The 17,662-nt window shown below is 75.9% G+C and carries 8 protein-coding genes and 1 pseudogene; 2 read left to right on the top strand and 7 right to left on the bottom strand.

What is annotated here, in order from left to right:
- Positions 1-8: 8 nt before the first annotated feature.
- Complete coding sequence (locus BS72_RS23255) at positions 9-1,499, bottom strand: MDR family MFS transporter (RefSeq protein WP_078901579.1); 1,491 nt, start codon at positions 1,497-1,499, stop codon at positions 9-11.
- A 93-nt stretch (positions 1,500-1,592) separates the two neighbouring features.
- Between BS72_RS23255 and BS72_RS23250 the strand changes: the two genes are divergently transcribed.
- Together BS72_RS23250 and BS72_RS23245 are read left to right on the top strand one after the other, a co-directional pair.
- Positions 1,593-2,198, top strand: coding sequence for a TetR/AcrR family transcriptional regulator (locus BS72_RS23250; RefSeq protein ID WP_037913240.1), 606 nt, complete (start codon positions 1,593-1,595; stop codon positions 2,196-2,198).
- 249 nt (positions 2,199-2,447) lie between these two features.
- Positions 2,448-2,822 carry a DoxX family protein gene (locus tag BS72_RS23245; protein ID WP_232792507.1) on the top strand — a complete coding sequence of 125 codons (375 nt, stop codon included), beginning with the start codon at positions 2,448-2,450 and terminating at the stop codon, positions 2,820-2,822.
- A 196-nt stretch (positions 2,823-3,018) separates the two neighbouring features.
- On the opposite strand, the gene BS72_RS32685 is transcribed toward BS72_RS23245, so the two are convergent.
- The 6 genes and pseudogenes from BS72_RS32685 to BS72_RS23220 form a co-directional block, all read right to left on the bottom strand.
- A complete protein-coding gene (locus tag BS72_RS32685) occupies positions 3,019-3,546 on the bottom strand; it encodes a hypothetical protein (protein WP_051951529.1) in 528 nt (175 codons plus the stop codon).
- A 76-nt stretch (positions 3,547-3,622) separates the two neighbouring features.
- Complete coding sequence (locus BS72_RS32680) at positions 3,623-4,477, bottom strand: hypothetical protein (RefSeq protein ID WP_051951527.1); 855 nt, start codon at positions 4,475-4,477, stop codon at positions 3,623-3,625.
- Between the two features lie 192 nt (positions 4,478-4,669).
- Positions 4,670-6,211, bottom strand: coding sequence for a thioester reductase domain-containing protein (locus BS72_RS36715; RefSeq protein WP_078901578.1), 1,542 nt, complete (start codon positions 6,209-6,211; stop codon positions 4,670-4,672).
- Between the two features lie 146 nt (positions 6,212-6,357).
- Positions 6,358-13,809 (bottom strand): annotated as a pseudogene (locus tag BS72_RS38650) (amino acid adenylation domain-containing protein); the annotation flags it as partial.
- A complete protein-coding gene (locus tag BS72_RS39290; RefSeq protein WP_051951522.1) occupies positions 13,806-15,686 on the bottom strand; it encodes a condensation domain-containing protein in 1,881 nt (626 codons plus the stop codon). The pseudogene BS72_RS38650 and the gene BS72_RS39290, both read right to left, overlap by 4 nt.
- A complete protein-coding gene (locus BS72_RS23220; RefSeq protein ID WP_051951521.1) occupies positions 15,683-17,629 on the bottom strand; it encodes a condensation domain-containing protein in 1,947 nt (648 codons plus the stop codon). Before BS72_RS23220 ends, BS72_RS39290 begins: the two co-directional genes overlap by 4 nt.
- Between the last annotated feature and the right edge of the window lie 33 nt (positions 17,630-17,662).

Raw genomic sequence — 17,662 nt, 5'->3', positions numbered from 1 at the left:
GCGCCAGGTTAGCCGCGGCTTCCGGGGCGTGCGGGGGCGGTCCTGGGGCGGCCCCTGCGTGTCCGTGGCAGCAGCAGCGCCGGCAGTGCGGCGAGCAGCGTGAAGGCCAGCGCCCACCCGAAGGTGTTCTGGAACGCGGTCACCGTGGAGTGGGCCGCCACCCCGCGTTCCAGCAGCACCGCGAGGAGCGCGGTGCCGAAGGAGCCCCCGAGTTGCTGGGCGATCCGGGTCAGGCCGCTGCCGTCGGGGATCTGCGACGGTTCCAGGTCCCGGAAGGCGCCGGCCATCACCGCCATGTTCGCCGCGCTGAGTCCGGCGCCGCGCAGCACCAGCGCGGCCGACAGCGGCAGCGTCCCGGTGTGCGGTCCGGCGAACAGGAAGGGGACGGTGCCCAGCGCGGTGACCGCGGTCGCGGCGAGGACGACCGGCCGCGGGCCGAGCCGGTCGGTGAGCCGGCCGGCGCCGCGGGCGAGCAGGCTGCCCAGGCCCTGCGGGGCCAGCAGCAGCCCGGCGGCGATCACGCCCTGGCCGCGCACCTGCTGGTAGTAGAGCGGAAGCAGCAGCATCGCGCCGAACAGCCCGAAGCCGGACAGGAAGAGCAGCGCCGCGGAGGCGGTGAAGGAACGGGTGCGCAGCAGCCGGAGGTTGAGCAGCGGCGTCGGCGTCCGGGTGGCGTGCCGGGCGAAGGCGGCGAGCAGGAGGACGCCCGCGACGAGCGGGAGCAGGACGTCCGCCGCTCCGAAGCCCGCGAGCGGGGCGCGACCGCCGACCCGGGCCAGCCCGTAGACGACCGCGGCGAGCGCGGGCGGCAGCAGCACCAGTCCGGTCAGGTCGAGCGGGCGGCGCTCGGCGGGCGGGTCGGCGGGCACCGTCCGCCAGGCCAGCAGCAGCGCGAGCGCGCACAGCGGGACGTTGAGCAGGAAGATCCAGCGCCAGCTCGCATGGCCGGCGATCAGGCCGCCGAGGACGGGCCCGAGGATCGGGCCGACCAGCGCGGGCAGGGTCACCACGGCCATCACCCGCCCGATCCGGTCCCGTCCGGCGGCGCGCAGCACCAGCGTCTGGAGGACCGGCAGCATCAGGCCTCCGCCGACGCCCTGGACGACCCGGAAGACGATGAGCTCCGGCACGTCGCGGGCGATCCCGCAGAGCGCCGAGCCGGCGAGGAACACCAGCAGCGCGGTCAGCCAGGTGCGGCGGGCCCCGAACCGGGCGACCGTCCAGCCGGTGACGGGGATGACCGCGGCCAGGGCGAGGAGGTAGCCGGTCACCACCCACTGGACGGTGCCGACGGGTGCGTCGAGGTCGCGGCCGAGGGTGTGCAGGGCAACGTTGACGACGGTGCTGTCCAGCAGGGGCGCGAGGGCTCCGACGACGAGGACGGCGCAGAGCCGCACCACCGCCGGGTCGAGCCGGTCCGCGCGCTTCGCCGGGTTCTCGCCGCCGGCGGCAGGGGCCGCCGGCACGTCGGGCGGTTGCGGCCGCGGTGCTGCGCTCATGGTGATGCACCTTCCTCTTAGAGACGTACCGTCTCTAAGGGCGACGATAGGATAGCCGCCACAGGAGACGCAAGGTCTCTTACGGGAGGACGCGTGGGACAGCCGAGGGAGCGGGAGAGCGAGCGGCCGGCGGCCACCCGCCGCCGCGGTGACGCGCTGGAGGCCGCGATCCTGGAGGCGGCCTGGGCCGAGCTCGCCGAGACCGGCTACCCGCAGCTGACGATGGAGGGCGTCGCCGCCCGGGCCCGTACCGGCAAGCAGGTGCTCTACCGCCGCTGGCGCAACCGCGCCGAACTCGTCATCGCCGCCATGCGCCACAGCACCGGCTCGATCGCCGACGACATCCCCGACACCGGCTCGCTGCGCGAGGACGTGCTGACCGTGCTGCGCCGGATGGCGGCCCGGCAGGAGCAGATCGGCGCGGACGTCATCCACGGACTGATGGCCGAGGCGGTGGACATCGGGCCGGAGTTCCCCGCCCTCATGCACGACGTCCTGCTCGCCGTGCTGCGGCAGGCCGAGCGGCGCGGCGACATCCCGGCGGCCGACCGCTCCCCCCGGGTGGTGAACCTTCCGGCCGACCTGACGCGCCACGAGATGCTGATGACGCGGCGGCCGGTGCCGGACCGCGTGCTGACCGCGATCGTGGACGAGGTCTTCCTGCCCCTCCTCACCGCCGCGCCGCACCCGGCGGGCTGAGCCCCGGCACCGTCCCCGGCACGGGTACCGGCGGAGGCGCCGGGCGGTTCCTCGGACGGCGCGGGGGCGCCACCGGACCGGCCGCCTACGGGCCGCAGGCCGGGGAGCCGCCCGTCGCGGATGGCCGAACTCCGCTGCGCGCGGCTCTCGATGGGGTTCGTCCGGTGGAGCGGCGGCGCGGACACCGATGTGATATTACCGACGGGTAAGGGCGATGGGCGCCCCGCCCGCCGCCCCGAGGAGGCCCTGGTGTCCGCACGCTCCGTCCGTCTGCTGGCCGGCCTGCTCGCCGGCGCGGGCGTCACGCACTTCGCCGCGCCGAAGCCGTACGACACGATCGTGCCGGCGTCCCTTCCGGGCAGTGCCCGCGCCTGGACCCGGGCCAGCGGCGCCGCCGAACTCGCCCTGGCCGCCGCCGTCGCCCTGCCGGCCACGCGCCGGACCGGGGCGCTGCTGACCGCCGGGTTCTTCGTGGCCGTCTTCCCGGCCAACGTGAAGATGGCGTACGACTGGCGCCACCGGAGCCCGGTTCTGAAGGCCGCCGCGTACGGCCGGCTGCCCGGGCAGGTACCGCTGGTGCTGTGGGCGTTGAAGGTCGCGCGGGACGCCTCCAAGGAGGAGTGAGCCGCCGGCCGACCCGGCCGACCCGGCTCCGAGCCTCCCGGCCCGCACACGCCCGAACCCCCCGCGCGGTACGGGCGGAGGGTGGGGCGGCCCGCCGTGGGCCGGTGTTCCGGGGTCAGGTCCCGGGGTCGGCGTCCCGAAGGCGGAACGCGGCTCCACGAGGGCGGTCCAGGACGGCCGGTTCACGACGGCCGGTTCAGGAGGCGAAGTCGAGCAGCTTGCGGGACATGTCCCGTATCCGGGTCAGCGCGACCCGCAGCTCCTCGGTGTCGGAGCCGGAGCCCTGGTGGCCCTGCCAGCTGTCGTGCAGCGAGGTACGGCGCTCCTCCACCATCCGCACCAGCCGGGCGGCGGCCTCGTCCAGTACGGACTCGGCCTCGGCGACCGCGCCCTTCGGGTCGTCGACGAAGCCGCCGACGGCGTGCTCCATCCGTTCGGCCAGGTCGCCGCCCTCCACCGTGCGGGTGGGCGCGGCGGTCGACGGTCCGTGGCCGGTGCTGTGGTCGGTGCCGTGGCCGGTGCTGTGGTCAGCGGTGGTGCGGGGATCGCGTTCGGCTGCGGGCCTGTTGGGCGCGGCTGCCGTCTCCCGGGGTGCCCGCGCGCTGTCCGCCTCGCTCTCGGGGGTGGTCTCCGGTGCGGTCTCCCGAGCGGTGTCCGCGCTCGTGTCGGGGGTGGTGGCTCCGGCGGTGGCCGGGGCGCTTCCGTGGTGGGTCTTCATGGTCATCTGCCTCGTCTCCTCACGTTTGTGGTCCGGCTGCCACGCGTCCTGTCCGCGGGCCGCCCGCGCCGGGGGGCGGCGGTCACGCGTGGTGGCCGTCGTCGCGGCCGCCGCTCTTGCGGCCGACCCCGGTCAGCGCGGCGAAACGGTGGCCGAGCGAGTGGTGCTGATGGGCCTCCCCCGCCTCGTCGTCCCGGGCAGGGCCGCCGTCGGCGGCGGGCTCGGCGAGTTCGGCGGGCTCGGCGAGTTCGGCGGGCGCCGCGGGCGCCGCGGGCGCGGCGGTTGTGGCGGACGCGGTCCGGTCGTCCGGCCCGGCGGCGGGCTCGGCCGCGGCGGCGGGCTCGGTCGCGGGGACGGCGTCCCGGCGGCCCAACGGGGTCCTGGCCGCCGTGGCGCCGTCGCCGACCAGCTCCTCGAACAGGTCGCGGGCGCCGACCAGCGCCTGCCGCAGGTCCTCGGTGTCGTGGCGGCCGCCGGCCCCGGTGTGCTCGGCCAGCGCGTGCGCCTGGCGGTAGCCCTGCACGCGGTGGGCGTGGTGGACGGACAGCGCGTCGAGGTGCTCCGGTGAGCCGGCGGGCGGGAAGCCGCGGGCGGCGGCGAGGTCGGCGATGAGGCGGTCGGCCTCGTCGACGGCCCGGCCGGGCTCCTCCACGAAGCGTGCCTGGACGTCGTGCCAGAGCGCCTCGTACCGCTCCCGGTCGGCCTGCGGCAGCTGCGGCCGGTCGAGGTCGCCGTACCGCTTGACGCGCGCCGAGAGCTCCTTGCCGGCCGCCTTCGCGTCGCCGTCGTGGCGGGCGAGGGCGCGGTCGTACTCCGGCCCGAAGCGGCGCTTGAGCCCGGCGGTGCCGCCCGCGCCCCTGGACACCGTCAGCGCCGCGATGGCGGCGGCCACGACGATGATGGCCACCACGATTCCGACGACGGCTCCTGTCGACATGTGGTCTCCCTTCCTCGTCGAAGCGCCTTGCCCGCGCCTCCGCGCCCAAACCCGGCCGTTCCACGGGTGGTTGGCAAGCGGCTCTGCGAACCCGTCCGGAGGCGGCGCCGGGGCTCGGTGCCGCGGAAGGCGCGGGAACGGCCCGCCCTCCCCCTTCACGCCGGGGAGGGCGGGCCGTCAGGTGGTCAGGGCTCAGCCCTTCGGCCGGGGCAGGAACCCGGTGCGTACGAAGTAGTCGATGTACAGGTCGACCGTCTCGACCGTGATCCGGGGTGCCGGGACGCCGACCCGGGCGAGCGCGGCGGCGGTGCGGGAGGAGTCGTGCACGGGCAGGAACAGCGTCTCCTCCGCGCCCGGCCCGTTCCGTTCGGCGTTCCGTTCCGCCTCCCGTTCCGCGTCGGCCCGCAGGTCGAGCAGCAGCTTGGCGACGTTCCCCTCCTGCGCGTCGACCTGCTCCAGCCACCGGGTGCCGGGCACCTCCGCGAGCTCGAAGCCCTGGCGCCGCAGCGCCGCGAAGACCTCGGGGAGCCCCGGGGCGTCCGGGTCGGTGTAGTGGTAGTCGGAGCCCGGCGCGGTGTCCGGGTCGAGGGCGAGCCGGACGATCCCGGCGCTCACGTGGTCGACGGGCACCCAGGAGGTGTTCTCCACCGCCTCCACGGGAACCGCGCCGACCTGCACGCAGCCCTTGACGAACCGCCACAGCAGGTCGTCCTCCTGGCAGGCTCCGGTCGCGGTGTCGCCGCTGATGCGGGCGGGCCGGTGGACGGAGGCGGGCACGCCGTCGCGCCGGGCGGCGGCCACGACGCCCTCGGCCACCCACTTGCTGCGTCCGTAGCCGCCGGCCAGGCCCTCGACGGGGCCGGGCGCGGTGGCCTCGGTGACGACGGGCGCGGCGCCCGGCCGGGCGGCGAAGACGCTGGTGCTGGAGACGTGGTGGAACACCCCGGCGGGGGCGTCGGCCGCCACCCGCAGCAGCGTCCGGGTACCCAGGACGTTGGGCCCGCGCAGGGCCGTGTAGGGGGCGACGACGTTGACGGCGGCGGCGTTGTGGATCACCGTCCCCACCCGGCGGCTGAGGGCCGCGAGGTCCGCCTCGGTCAGCCCGAGGGACGGCGCCGCCAGGTCGCCGGGCAGCGGGACGATCAGGTCCTCGTACGCCGGGTGCCACAGGCCGTAGCGGGTCAGCGCGGCCCGCAGCCGGTCGTGGCCGTCGCCGGCGCCGCGCGCCCGGACCAGGCACTCCACCGGTTCGCCGGCGGCCTCCAGCAGGTCCCGCAGCAGGAAGGCGCCGAGGAAGCCGGTGGCGCCGCTGAGGAAGGTCCGGCCGGTGCGCGGGGTGGCCGACGGTGCCGCGCCCGGAGCGGAGGCGGGAGCCGTGCCGGAGGTGCTCGCGGGCGTGCTCGCGGGGGAGCTTGCCGGGGCGCCGGCGGGGGTGGTGCGCCGGACGTCGCCGAGGCGCCGCACCTCCTCCTCCAGGTCCGGTTCGGCCGGCTCGTCGCCGTCCTCCCGGTCGGCGTCCGCCGCCGGCTGCGCGCCCGCCGCGAGCAGGGTGCTCAGGGCGTCGACGGTGGAGGCGGTGAACAGGTCGCGGATGGGGGGCCGCAGGCCGAAGACGGCCTCGATCCGCTGGGCGAGCTGGACGACCAGCAGGGAGTGGCCGCCGAGCAGGAAGAAGTCGTCGTCGAGGGTGACGGCGGGCACGTCGAGGAGTTCCGCGAACAGCCCGCACAGCACCTCCTCCTGGGGCGTGCGCGGCGGCCGCCCGACGCCGGCCCCCGCCGCGGCCCCGTGCCGGCCGTCGCGGCGCCGTCGGGCGCGGGCAGGGCGCGCCGGTCGACCTTGCCGTTCGGGGTCAGCGGCAGCCGCTCCACCCGCACGAAGGCCGAGGGCACCATGTACGAGGGCAGCGCCGCCGCCACCTCCGCGCGCACCTGTCCGGGCTCGAACCCGCTCCGGCCGTCGGGCACCACGTACGCCGTCAGCCTCCGCTCGCCGGGCCGGTCCTCGCGGACGACGGCGCAGGCGGCCGCCACCCCCGGAACCCGGGCCAACGCCGCCTCCACCTCGCCGAGTTCGATCCGGAACCCGCGCACCTTCACCTGGTCGTCCGCCCGCCCCGCGTACTCCAGCCGACCCCGCTCGTCCCACCGCACCAGGTCACCCGTGCGGTACATCCGGGAACCCGCAGGACCGAACGGATCGGCGACGAACCGCGAAGCCGTCAACCCCGGCCGCCGCAGATACCCCTGCGCCACCCCCCGCCCCGCCACATACAACTCCCCGACCACCCCACGCGGCAGCAACTCCAGCCGCTCACCCAGCACATACAACCGGGCACCCTCCACAGGGGTACCGATCGGCACGGTGTGGACGGGGGCGGTGTCCGGGGTCAGCGGGTCGCTGACGGCGGCGCACACGGTCGTCTCGGTGGGGCCGTAGGCGTCGTGGACGACACGGCCGGGCAGCCAGCGGCGTGCCAGCTCGGGCGGGAACGCCTCGCCGGCGACGACCACATGGGCGCCCGCGAAGGTCTCCGGTTCCGCGGGGGTGGCGGCGAGCACCGCCGGGGTGAGGGTGACGTGGGTGACGCCCTCCTCGGCGGCCAGCCGGGCCAGGCCGGGGCCGGGCAGCAGCGCCGCCGGGTCGGCCAGCACCAGCGTGGCGCCCGAGCACAGCGCCATGGCCAGCTCCCAGAAGGCGGCGTCGAAGCTGGGCGAGGCCATCTGGAGCACCCGGGAGCCGGGGCCCACCGCGAGCCGTTCCCGCTGGGTACGCACCAGGCTGCCGACGCCGCGGTGGGTGACGACGACGCCCTTGGGACGGCCGGTGGAACCCGAGGTGTAGATCACGTACGCCGGATGCTCCGGCAGCACCCGCACCCTCGGCAACCCCGCCACCCGCAACACCGACGAACCGCACTCACCCACCACCGTCACCGGAACATCCCCCAACGGCAACCGCCCCAGGGCATCTTCGGACGCCAGCACATGCACCGGACGAGCGTCCTCCACCATGTACCGCAACCGCTCCACCGGATACGCCGAATCCAACGGCAGATACGCCGCCCCCGCCTTCAACACCCCCACCACCGCCACCGCCAACTCAGCCGACCGCGACACCGCCAACCCCACCACACCACCAGGACCCACCCCAGCAGCCACCAACCGATCCGCCACCACCTCCGCCCGCGCGTCCAACTCCGCATACGACAACACCACACCCGCACCATCACGCACCGCCACCTCCCCCGGCACCCGCCCCACCTGCTCCGCGAACAACTCCGGGAACGTCTCGGCGACCGTGCCGGCGGGGGCTTCGGGGCCGGCGCCCAGGCGCAGCGTGGCGGACCGTTCGCGCTCGTCCATGACCGGGTAGCCGCTGAGCGGCCGGTCCGGGTCGGCGGCGACCCGGTCCAGCAGGTGGGCGAGGCGGCCGGTCAGCGCGGCGACCGTGGCGGCGTCGAAGAGGTCGGTGGCGTACTCCACGGCCAGGTGCAGCCCGCCGCCCTCCTCGGCCGGAAGCTCCGCGAAGGAGAAGGTCAGGTCGAAGGTGCTGGAGCCGGCGTGGCTGGGCCGCGGCTCGACGGTGAGGCCGGCCAGGTCGAGTGCGGGCCGCTGCTGGTTCTGGAAGGCGAGCATCACCTGGAAGAGCGGCGAGTGGCCTTGAGTGCGCGTCGGGTTGAGGTCCTCGACGAGCCGCTCGAAGGGCAGGTCCTGGTGCTGGTAGGCGCCCAGGTCCGTCTCCCGCACCCGCCCCAGCAGCTCCGCGAACGTCGGGTCCCCACTGAGATCGTTCCGCAGGACGAGCGAGTTGACGAAGAACCCGACCACGTCGTCCAGCGCGTCATCCGTACGCCCCGCGATCGGCGTACCGATCGGGATGTCCGTCCCCGCGCCGTGCCGGCTGAGCAGCAGCGCCAACCCGGCCTGGAGCACCATGAACAGACTCGTCCCGCTCTCCCGGGCCAGCGCCTTGAGGGCGTCGTTCAGCCGGGTGTCGAAGCGGGCGTGGTGGACGGCGCCGGCGTGCGAGGCGACGGCCGGGCGCGGCCGGTCCAGCGGCAGCGCGATCTGCTCCGGCAGCCCAGCCAACGCGCCCCGCCAATACGCCAGTTGCTCCGACGCGACACCTTCCGGCCCGTCCAGCAGCTCCCGCTGCCACAGCGCGTAGTCCGCGTACTGCACCGGCAGCGGCGCCCACCGCGGCGCCCCACCCGCCGTACGCGCCCGGTACGCCGCCGCGAGATCCCGCACCAGCGGGCCCATCGACCACCCGTCCGCCGCGATGTGGTGCACCACCAGCACCAGCGTGTGCACGTCCGGCGCCTCACGCAACACCCAGACACGCAAGGGGAGATCGGCTCCCACGTCGAAGGGTTGGGCCACCGTCCGCGCGACGCGCTCCGCCACCTCGTCCGGCGCGATGTCCGTCACCGCCACCCCGGGCACGGCCTCGTCCGCCGGCACGACCACCTGGGCCGGCACCCCCGCCACCTGCACGCAGCGGGTCCGCAGCGCCTCGTGCCGCTCGACCACGTCGTGCAGGGCCGTACGCAGGGCCGCCACGTCGAGGCCGCCTTCGAGCCGCACCACCAGCGGAACGTTGTACGTGGCGTTCGGCCCCTCCAGTCGGCCGAGGAACCACAGCCGCTGCTGCGCGAACGACAGCGGCACCGTCTCCGGACGCTTCTCCGGGCCCAGTTGACGGCGAGCCCGGCCCGCACCGGCCACCACACCGGCAAGCCCCGCCACCGTCGGGTGCTCGAACAGCGCCCGCACCGGCACCTCCACCCCCAGCACCGCCCGCACCCGGCCCACCAGCCGGGTCGCCAGCAGCGAATGGCCGCCGAGCAGGAAGAAGTCGTCCTCCACGCCGACCCGGCAGCCCAGCACCTCGGCGAACAGCCCGCTCAGCACCTCCTCCTGCGGCGTGCGCGGCGCCCGCCCCGACCCCGCCGAACCGCCGTCGGGCACGGGCAGGGCCCGCCGGTCGACCTTGCCGTTCGGGGTCAGCGGCAGCCGCTCCACGCGCACGAAGGCCGAGGGCACCATGTAGGGCGGGAGCTCCGCCGCGAGGGCGTCGCGCGCCCGTGCCGGGTCGAAGGGCTCGCCGGGACGGGGGACGGCGTAGCCGACGAGCAGCCGCTCGCCGGGCCGGTCCTCGCGGACGACGGCGCAGGCGGCCGCCACCCCCGGAACCCGGGCCAACGCCGCCTCCACCTCGCCGAGTTCGATCCGGAACCCGCGCACCTTCACCTGGTCGTCCGCCCGCCCCGCGTACTCCAGCCGACCCCGCTCGTCCCACCGCACCAGGTCACCCGTGCGGTACATCCGGGAACCCGCAGGACCGAACGGATCGGCGACGAACCGCGAAGCCGTCAACCCCGGCCGCCGCAGATACCCCTGCGCCACCCCCCGCCCCGCCACATACAACTCCCCGACCACCCCACGCGGCACCAACTCCAGCCGCTCACCCAGCACATACAACCGGGCACCCTCCACAGGGGTACCGATCGGCACGGTGTGGACGGGGGCGGCCGGGCCACGGGAGGGCAGCGGGGTGCTCATGGCGCAGCAGACGGTGGTCTCGGTGGGGCCGTAGCCGTTGAGGACCCTGCGGCCGTCGGCCCACTGGCGGACCAGCGCGGGGGTGGACGCCTCCCCGGCGAGGAGGATGGTGGCCCCCGCCAGCACCGACCGGTCCCGGGGCAGTGCGGCCAGGACGGCCGGGGTGAGGGTGAGGTGGGTGACGCGGTGCCGGGCCGCGGTTTCGGCGAGGCCGGTGGCGTTGCCGCTGCCGGTACCGGTGCCGGGCAGCAGTGCCGCCGGGTCGGCCAGCACCAGCGTGGCGCCGGTGAGCAGCGTGGTGGCGATCTCGGCGAAGGCCGCGTCGAAGCTGGGCGAGGCCATCTGCAGCATCCGGCTGCCGGGGCCGAGGCCGAGGGCGCGGGCCTGGGTGCGGACGAGGTCGTGGATGCCGCGGTGGGTGACGACGACGCCCTTGGGCCGGCCGGTGGAACCCGAGGTGTAGATCACGTACGCCGGATGCTCCGGCAGCACCCGCACCCTCGGCAACCCCGCCACCCGCAACACCGACGAACCGCACTCACCCACCACCGTCACCGGAACATCCCCCAACGGCAACCGCCCCAGGGCATCTTCGGACGCCAGCACATGCACCGGACGAGCGTCCTCCACCATGTACCGCAACCGCTCCACCGGATACGCCGAATCCAACGGCAGATACGCCGCCCCCGCCTTCAACACCCCCACCACCGCCACCGCCAACTCAGCCGACCGCGACACCGCCAACCCCACCACACCACCAGGACCCACCCCAGCAGCCACCAACCGATCCGCCACCACCTCCGCCCGCGCGTCCAACTCCGCATACGACAACACCACACCCGCACCATCACGCACCGCCACCTCCCCCGGCACCCGCCCCACCTGCTCCGCGAACAACTCCGGGAACGTCATGGGGGTTTCGGCGGCGTCGGGTACGGGGTGCGTGCGGCTGCGGGCCTCGTCGGGCGTGCCACCCCGGCCGAGGGAGAGCAGCCTGGCCCGCTCGAAGGAGGTGATGGCGGGGTAGGTGCTGAGCGGGCGCGCCGGGTCGGCGGCGATCCGGGCGAGAAGGTGGGCGTAGCGGTCGGTGAGGGCGGCCACGGTCTCCGCGTCGAAGAGGTCGGTGGCGTACTCCACGGCCACGTGCAGCCCGCCGCCCTCCTCCGCCGGGAGCCCGGTGAAGGAGAAGGCGAGGTCGAAGGCGCTGACCCCGTTGTGCTCCTGGATCACGGTGGCGCGCACGCCGGGCAGGTCGAGGACGGGCGTCCGCTGGTTCTGCAGGGCCAGCATCACCTGGAACAGCGGGGACTGCCTATGCGCGCGGACCGGGTTGAGGTCCTCGACGAGCCGCTCGAAGGGCAGGTCCTGGTGCTGGTAGGCGCCCAGGTCCGTCTCCCGCACCCGCCCCAGCAGCTCCACGAACGTCGGGTCCCCACTGAGGTCGTTGCGCAGGACGAGCGAGTTGACGAAGAACCCGACCACGTCGTCCAACGCGTCATCCGTCCGCCCCGCGATCGGCGTACCGATCGGGATGTCCGTCCCCGCGCCGTGCCGGCTGAGCAGCAGCGCCAACCCGGCCTGGAGCACCATGAACAGACTCCTCCCGCTCTCCCGCGCCAACCGCCCCAGCCCGGCGTGGAGTTCGCGGTCCCACACACAGAGGTGCATAGCGCCCTCGCGGCTGCCGACGGCCGGGCGCGGCCGGTCCAGTGGCAGCGCGATCTGCTCCGGCAGCCCGGCCAACGCCGAACGCCAGTAGGCCAGTTGTTCATGGGCGACACCTTCCGGCCCGTCCAGCAGCTCCCGCTGCCACAGCGCGTAGTCCGCGTACTGCACCGGCAGCGGCGCCCACCGCGGCGCCCCACCCGCCGCGCGGGCCCGGTAGGCGGCGGTCAGGTCCCGCAGCAGCGGGCCCAGCGACCACCCGTCCGCCGCGATGTGGTGCACCACCAGCACCAGCGTGTGCACGTCCGGCGCCTCACGCAGCAGCCACACCCGCACCGGCAGGTCCACCGCCACGTCGAGCGGGGTCCGCACGGCGGCCTGGACGGCCCGGGTGGTCCAGGTCTCCGGGTCCGCGCAGGCGGGGGCGGTCTCGACCCGTACGGGCACGCTCGCCTCGGCGGCGGGCACGACCTCCTGGCGGGGGGTGCCGTCGTGGTCGGGGTAGCGGGTGCGCAGCGCCTCGTGCCGGGCCACCACGTCGTCCAGCGCCGCCTGGAGCGCGCCGGCGTCCAGCGGTCCGTCGAGCCGGAGGGTGAGCGGGATGTTGTAGGCGGCGCCGGGACCCTCCAACCGGCCGAGGAACCACAGCCGCTGCTGTGCGAACGACAGCGGCACCGTCTCCGGACGCTTCTCCGGGCCCAGTTGACGGCGGGCCCGGCCCGCACCGGCCACCACACCGGCAAGCCCCGCCACCGTCGGGTGCTCGAACAGCGCCCGCACCGGCACCTCCACCCCCAGCACCGCCCGCACCCGGCCCACCAGCCGGGTCGCCAGCAGCGAATGGCCGCCGAGCAGGAAGAAGTCGTCCTCCACGCCGACCCGGCAGCCCAGCACCTCGGCGAACAGCCCGCTCAGCACCTCCTCCTGCGGCGTGCGCGGCGCCCGCCCCGACCCCGCCGAACCGCCGTCGGGCACGGGCAGGGCCCGCCGGTCGACCTTGCCGTTGCCGGTGAGCGGCAGTTCGGCCAGGACGACGAGGGCGGAGGGCACCATGTGCTCGGGCAGCGTCTCGCGCAGTGCGGCCCGCAGCCGCGCCGGGTCGGCGCCGCCGGGCGCGCCGGGCACGTCGGGCTCCGCCGGGGTGACGTAGCCGACCAGGCGCGGGTCGCCGGGCTGGTCCTCGCGCAGCACCGCGCAGGCCGTGCGCACCTGCGGCAGCGCCGTCAACGCGGCCTCCACCTCGCCGAGTTCGATGCGGTGGCCGCGCACCTTCACCTGGTCGTCGGTCCGGCCCAGGTACTCCAGCACGCCGTCGCCGTTCCAGCGCGCGAGGTCGCCGGTGCGGTACATCCGTGTCCCGGGCGGCCCGAACGGGTCCGCGGTGAACCGGGACGCGGTCAGCGCGGGCCGCCCGAGGTAGCCGCGCGCCACCCCCTCCCCGGCCACGTACAGCTCCCCGGCGGTGCCGCGCGGCGCCAGCCGCAGCGCCGCGTCCAGCACGTACACACGGGCCCCCGCGACGGGCCTGCCGATGGGCACGGCGCCGTCGTCGACCGGGTCGCCGGGCCGCAGGGTGTGGACGGTGCAGCCGACGGTGCACTCGGTGGGCCCGTACTCGTTGACGACGGTCGCCCCGGGGTTGCGGCCCTGCCAGGCCCGCAGCACCGGTCCGAGCAGCTGCTCGCCGCCGACGACGAGGTCCCCGGCGAACTCGGGGCGCGGCAGGTGCTCCAGCAGCGCCAGGTGGCTCGGGGTGAGCTTGAGCAGTGAGAACGCCGTACCGTCGGCTGCCGGGCCGGAGTCGGGACCGGAGTCGGGGCCGGAGTCGGGACCGGGACCGGAGTCAGGACCGGGGTCGGAGTCGGGGTCGGGACCGGCGGGGGTCTGCGCGCCGAGGTGGTCCAGGACGACGCTGCCGCCGGCCGCCAGCGGCACCAGCACGGAGGTCACCGTGAGGTCGAAGGCGATGGAGGAGTGGAAGGACGCCGGGCCCGCCGCGCCGGGGTAGGAGGTGCGCGCGAAGTCGGCGTAGTCCACGAGGTTGCGGTGGGTGACGACGACGCCCTTGGGGCGGCCGGTCGAGCCCGAGGTGTAGATCACGTACGCCGGGTGTCCGCCGCCGGGGCGCCGGGGGGCGCGGCCCAGGGCGGGCCGGCCGGCGCGGGGTCCTGCGCCGCGCCCTGCCGCAGCCGCGTGGCGGGGATGCCGGCGGGCGGCAGCAGCGGGGCGGTGGCGTCGTCGGTGACGAGGTGGAGCGGCCGCGCGTCCTCCAGGGTGGCGGCCAGCCGCGCCCGGGGGTGGTCCGGGTCCAGCGGCAGGTAGGCGGCGCCCGTCTTCAGTACGGCGAGGACGGCCGTCACCAGGTCGGCGCCGCGCGGCAGGGCGAGCGCGACGAGCTGTTCGGGGCCGGCCCCGTGCGCGGCCAGGTGACCTGCCAACCTGTCGGTGAGCGCGTCGAGCTCGGCGTAGCTGAGGCTGGTGACACCCTCCCGCACGGCGGGCGCGTCCGGGGTGCGGGCGGCCTGGGCGGCGAAAAGCTCGGGGTAGGTGGCGGCGGGCAGCGGCCGTTCGGCCCCGCGCCCGAGTGCCAGCAGCTCGGCCCGCTCCCCGGGGGTGAGCAGGTCGACGGTGCCCACGAGCCGGTCGGGGTGTTCGGCGATGACGGTGAGCAGTGCCGCGGCCCGCGCGGCCAGGGTGGCGACGGCCTCGGCCGTGAAGAGGTCGGCGCGGTAGGCGAGGGCGAGGCGCATCTCGGGGCCCGGGTCCACGGTGAGGGCCAGCGGGTAGTGGGTGGCGTCGGCGCCCCGGAAGCCGGTGACGCGCAGCCGGGGCCGCCCGTCGGCGGGCTGCTCGGCGGCCACCGCGTCCAGCGGGTAGTTCTCGAAGACGGCCAGGGTGTCGAAGAGGCCGGTCAGGCCGGTCAGCGCCCTGATCTCGGTGAGCCCGAGGTGCTGGTGGGCCAGCAGCCGCGCCTGCTCCTCCTGGACGCGGGCGCACAGCCCGGCCAGCGACTCCTCCGGGCGCAGCTCCACGCGGACCGGCACGGTGTTGATGAGCAGCCCGATCATGGACTCGATCCCGGGCAGCTCCGGCGGCCGGCCGGAGACGGTGGTGCCGAAGACGACGTCCTGCCGTCCGGTGGCGCTGCCGAGCACCATCGCCCACGCCGCCTGGACCAGGGTGTTGAGGGTCAGCCCGTGCGCCCGGGCGGTGCCGCGCAGCCGCTCGGTGGTGGCGGCGCTCAGCGCGGTGACGTACCGGCGGGGCAGCGCGCGGCCGGCCGGCGGGCGGGGGCCGGCGAGCAGGGTGGGCGTGTCGAGGCCGGCCAGCGCCGACCGCCAGGCCTCCTCGGCGGCGGCGCGGTCGCGGCCGGCCAGCCAGCCCAGGTAGTCGCGGAACGGCGTGACGGGGGGCAGCACGCGCTCGTCGCCGCCGTGCGCGTACAGCTCCAGCAGCTCCCGCAGCAGGACCGGCAGCGACCAGCCGTCCCAGAGGATGTGGTGGCTGGTCACGACGAGGCGGTGCTCGTCGTCCCCGGTGCGGACCAGGGTGAAGCGGAGCAGCGGCGGTTCGGCGAGGTCGAAGCGGCGGGACCGGTCCTCGGCGAGGAGCCGTTCGAGGGCCTTCTCCGGCTCGGGGTCGGCACGCAGGTCGGTCTCGGCCCAGCGCGGCGGGACGTGGGCGGCGACGGCCTGCACCGGTTCGTCCATGTCCTCGTGGAGGAACCCGACCCGCAGGTTGGCGTGGCGCCGCAGCAGCGCGGCGGCGGCGCCGTGCAGTCGGCCGGCGTCCACCGGCCCGGCGAGGGTGAGCGCCACCTGGACGGTGTAGACGTCGACGGCCGGGCCAGCCCCGGGGGTGCCGGCGGGGGCGGCGGGGGTGTTGCCCGCGTCGTCGCCGTCGTAGAGCGAGTGGAAGAGCATGCCGGCCTGCAGCGGTGTGAGCGGCAGGACGTCTTCGAGTTGGAACCCGGTCACTTGAGCTTCCCCCACTTGTCGGTCAGACGGTCGAGCTGGGCCTGGTTGATGGTGACCAGCGGCAGGTCGGACGGGGTGAGGCCGCCCGCTCCCGCTGTCTCGGTGTGCTGCACGAGCGCCCGCAGGGCGGCGAGCCAGCCCTCGGCGAGCGCGTGGACGTCGGCGTCCGGCAGCAGGTCGGGCGGCCACGTCCACTCCGCGACGAGCTTCGGCCCGGTCGGCATGTCGCGGGTGTGCGCGTTGAGTTCGAGGACGTGCGCGGCCGGGGCGGCCGGGTCCTGGTGCGCGGGCAGCGGCGCGTCGAAGACGACCGGCCACTCCGGGACCGCGTGCGGGCCGGCCTCGCCGTCCGTCCCCGGGCGGCCGCCGGTGCCGGCGGCGATCCGGCCCAGGTAGTTGAAGCCGAGCTGCGGAGCGGTGTCGGCGGCGGCCAGCACCGGCGCGGTCTCCGGGTTGAGGCGGCGCAGCAGCCCGAAGCCGAGGCCCCGTCCGGGCACCGCCCGCAGCTGCTCCTTCACCTGCTTCAGCGCCCGGTCGAGGACGGCGCCGGGCAGTTCCTCCGGCCGGGTCGCGGGGACCGGCCCCGGGTCCAGGCGGACCGGGTAGAGGCTGGTGAACCAGCCGACCGTACGCGAGAGTTCGGCGTGCGTGCCGGGCAGCTCCTCACGTCCGTGGCCCTCGACGTGGAGCAGCAGCTCGCTGCTGTCGCCGGTCCCGCGCCGGCTCCGCCAGCCGACGGCGGCCAGCGCGAGGCAGGCGATCAGCACGTCGTCGACGCCCGCGTGGTAGGCGGCGGCCGTGGACGTCAGCAGCGGGCCGGTCCAGCGGGCGGGCAGCTCCACGGTGTGGTGCCGCAGCGTCCCGGCGGTGTGCCGGGCCGGGTCGAGCGGGCCGCTGCCGAAGAGCGGGTCCGGGGTGGCCAGGACCCTTCGCCAGTACGGCAGTTCAGCGGTCCGGTGGTCGCTGACGGCGTCCTCGGTCAGCATCCGCGCCCACTGCCGGAAGTCGGTGCCCTCCGGCGGCAGCGGCAGGACGCCGTCGGTGGGCGACCACGCGGCGGCCAGGTCGGCGGCGATGGTCCGCCACGAGACGCCGTCCACGGCGAGGTGGTGCACCACCAGCAGCAGCCGCCCGGGGCGGCCAGGCCCGGCGTCGAACCAGACGGCCTGGACGAGGAGCCCGGCGTGCGGGTCGAGCCGCCGCCGTGCGGCTTCGGCGTGCTCGGCGGCCAGGCCGTCGGGGATGACCCCGTCGCCGTCCACCACGTCGACCCGGGTGTACACGGTGGCGGCGGCCACGGAGCCGGGCGGCAGCATCTCAAGTGCCGCCCCTTCGAGCCCTGTTCGACCTCGGCCGGGGACGGCGTCGGTGAGCCGGAGCCGCAGGGCCCCGTGCGCGTCGAGGAGGGCCTGGAGAACGCCGCCGAGGGCGTCGGCGGTCAGCGCCGGCGGGGTGCGGAAGGCCATGGCCTGGTTGAAGCCGTCCAGGGGGCCGCCCCGCTCCAGCAGCCAGCCGATGATCGGGGTGGCGGGCACGGGTCCGGCCGCCGGTTCGGCCGCGGTGGCGGCCGGTTCCGGCGCGAGCGGCCGCGCCACCCGTGCGAGCCGCTCGGGGGTGCGGTGGGTGAAGACGTCCTGCGGGGTGAGGGCGAGCCCGGCGGTCCGGGCACGGCTGACCACCTGGATGGAGAGGATGCTGTCGCCGCCGAGCCGGAAGAAGTCGGTGTCGGCCGCCACCTCCGTGACGCCGAGGAGGTCGCCGAAGACGCGGCAGAGGGCTTCTTCCTGCGGGGTGCGGGGGGCGCGTCCGCCGGTGGGGGCCTGGACGGCCGCCGGTCTGGGCAGGGCCCTGCGGTCCACCTTCCCGTTCGGAGTGAGCGGCAGCGCGTCCAGGGTGACGAACGCGGACGGCACCATGTACTCCGGCAACGCCCCCGCCAGCACCCCCGCAGCTCCCCCTCACCCGGCACCGACCCC

Source organism: Actinacidiphila yeochonensis CN732, from assembly GCF_000745345.1.
GTDB lineage: Bacteria > Actinomycetota > Actinomycetes > Streptomycetales > Streptomycetaceae > Actinacidiphila > Actinacidiphila yeochonensis.
The sequence above is the reverse complement of the archived record's forward strand: the minus strand, read 5'-3'. Positions and strand labels throughout refer to the sequence as shown.

Coding starts and splice junctions, on each gene's coding strand:
- BS72_RS23255 (WP_078901579.1), bottom strand. CDS start 1,499: ATGAGCGCAGCACCGCGGCCGCAACCGCCCGACGTGCCGGCGGCCCCT.
- BS72_RS32685 (WP_051951529.1), bottom strand. CDS start 3,546: ATGACCATGAAGACCCACCACGGAAGCGCCCCGGCCACCGCCGGAGCC.
- BS72_RS32680 (WP_051951527.1), bottom strand. CDS start 4,477: ATGTCGACAGGAGCCGTCGTCGGAATCGTGGTGGCCATCATCGTCGTG.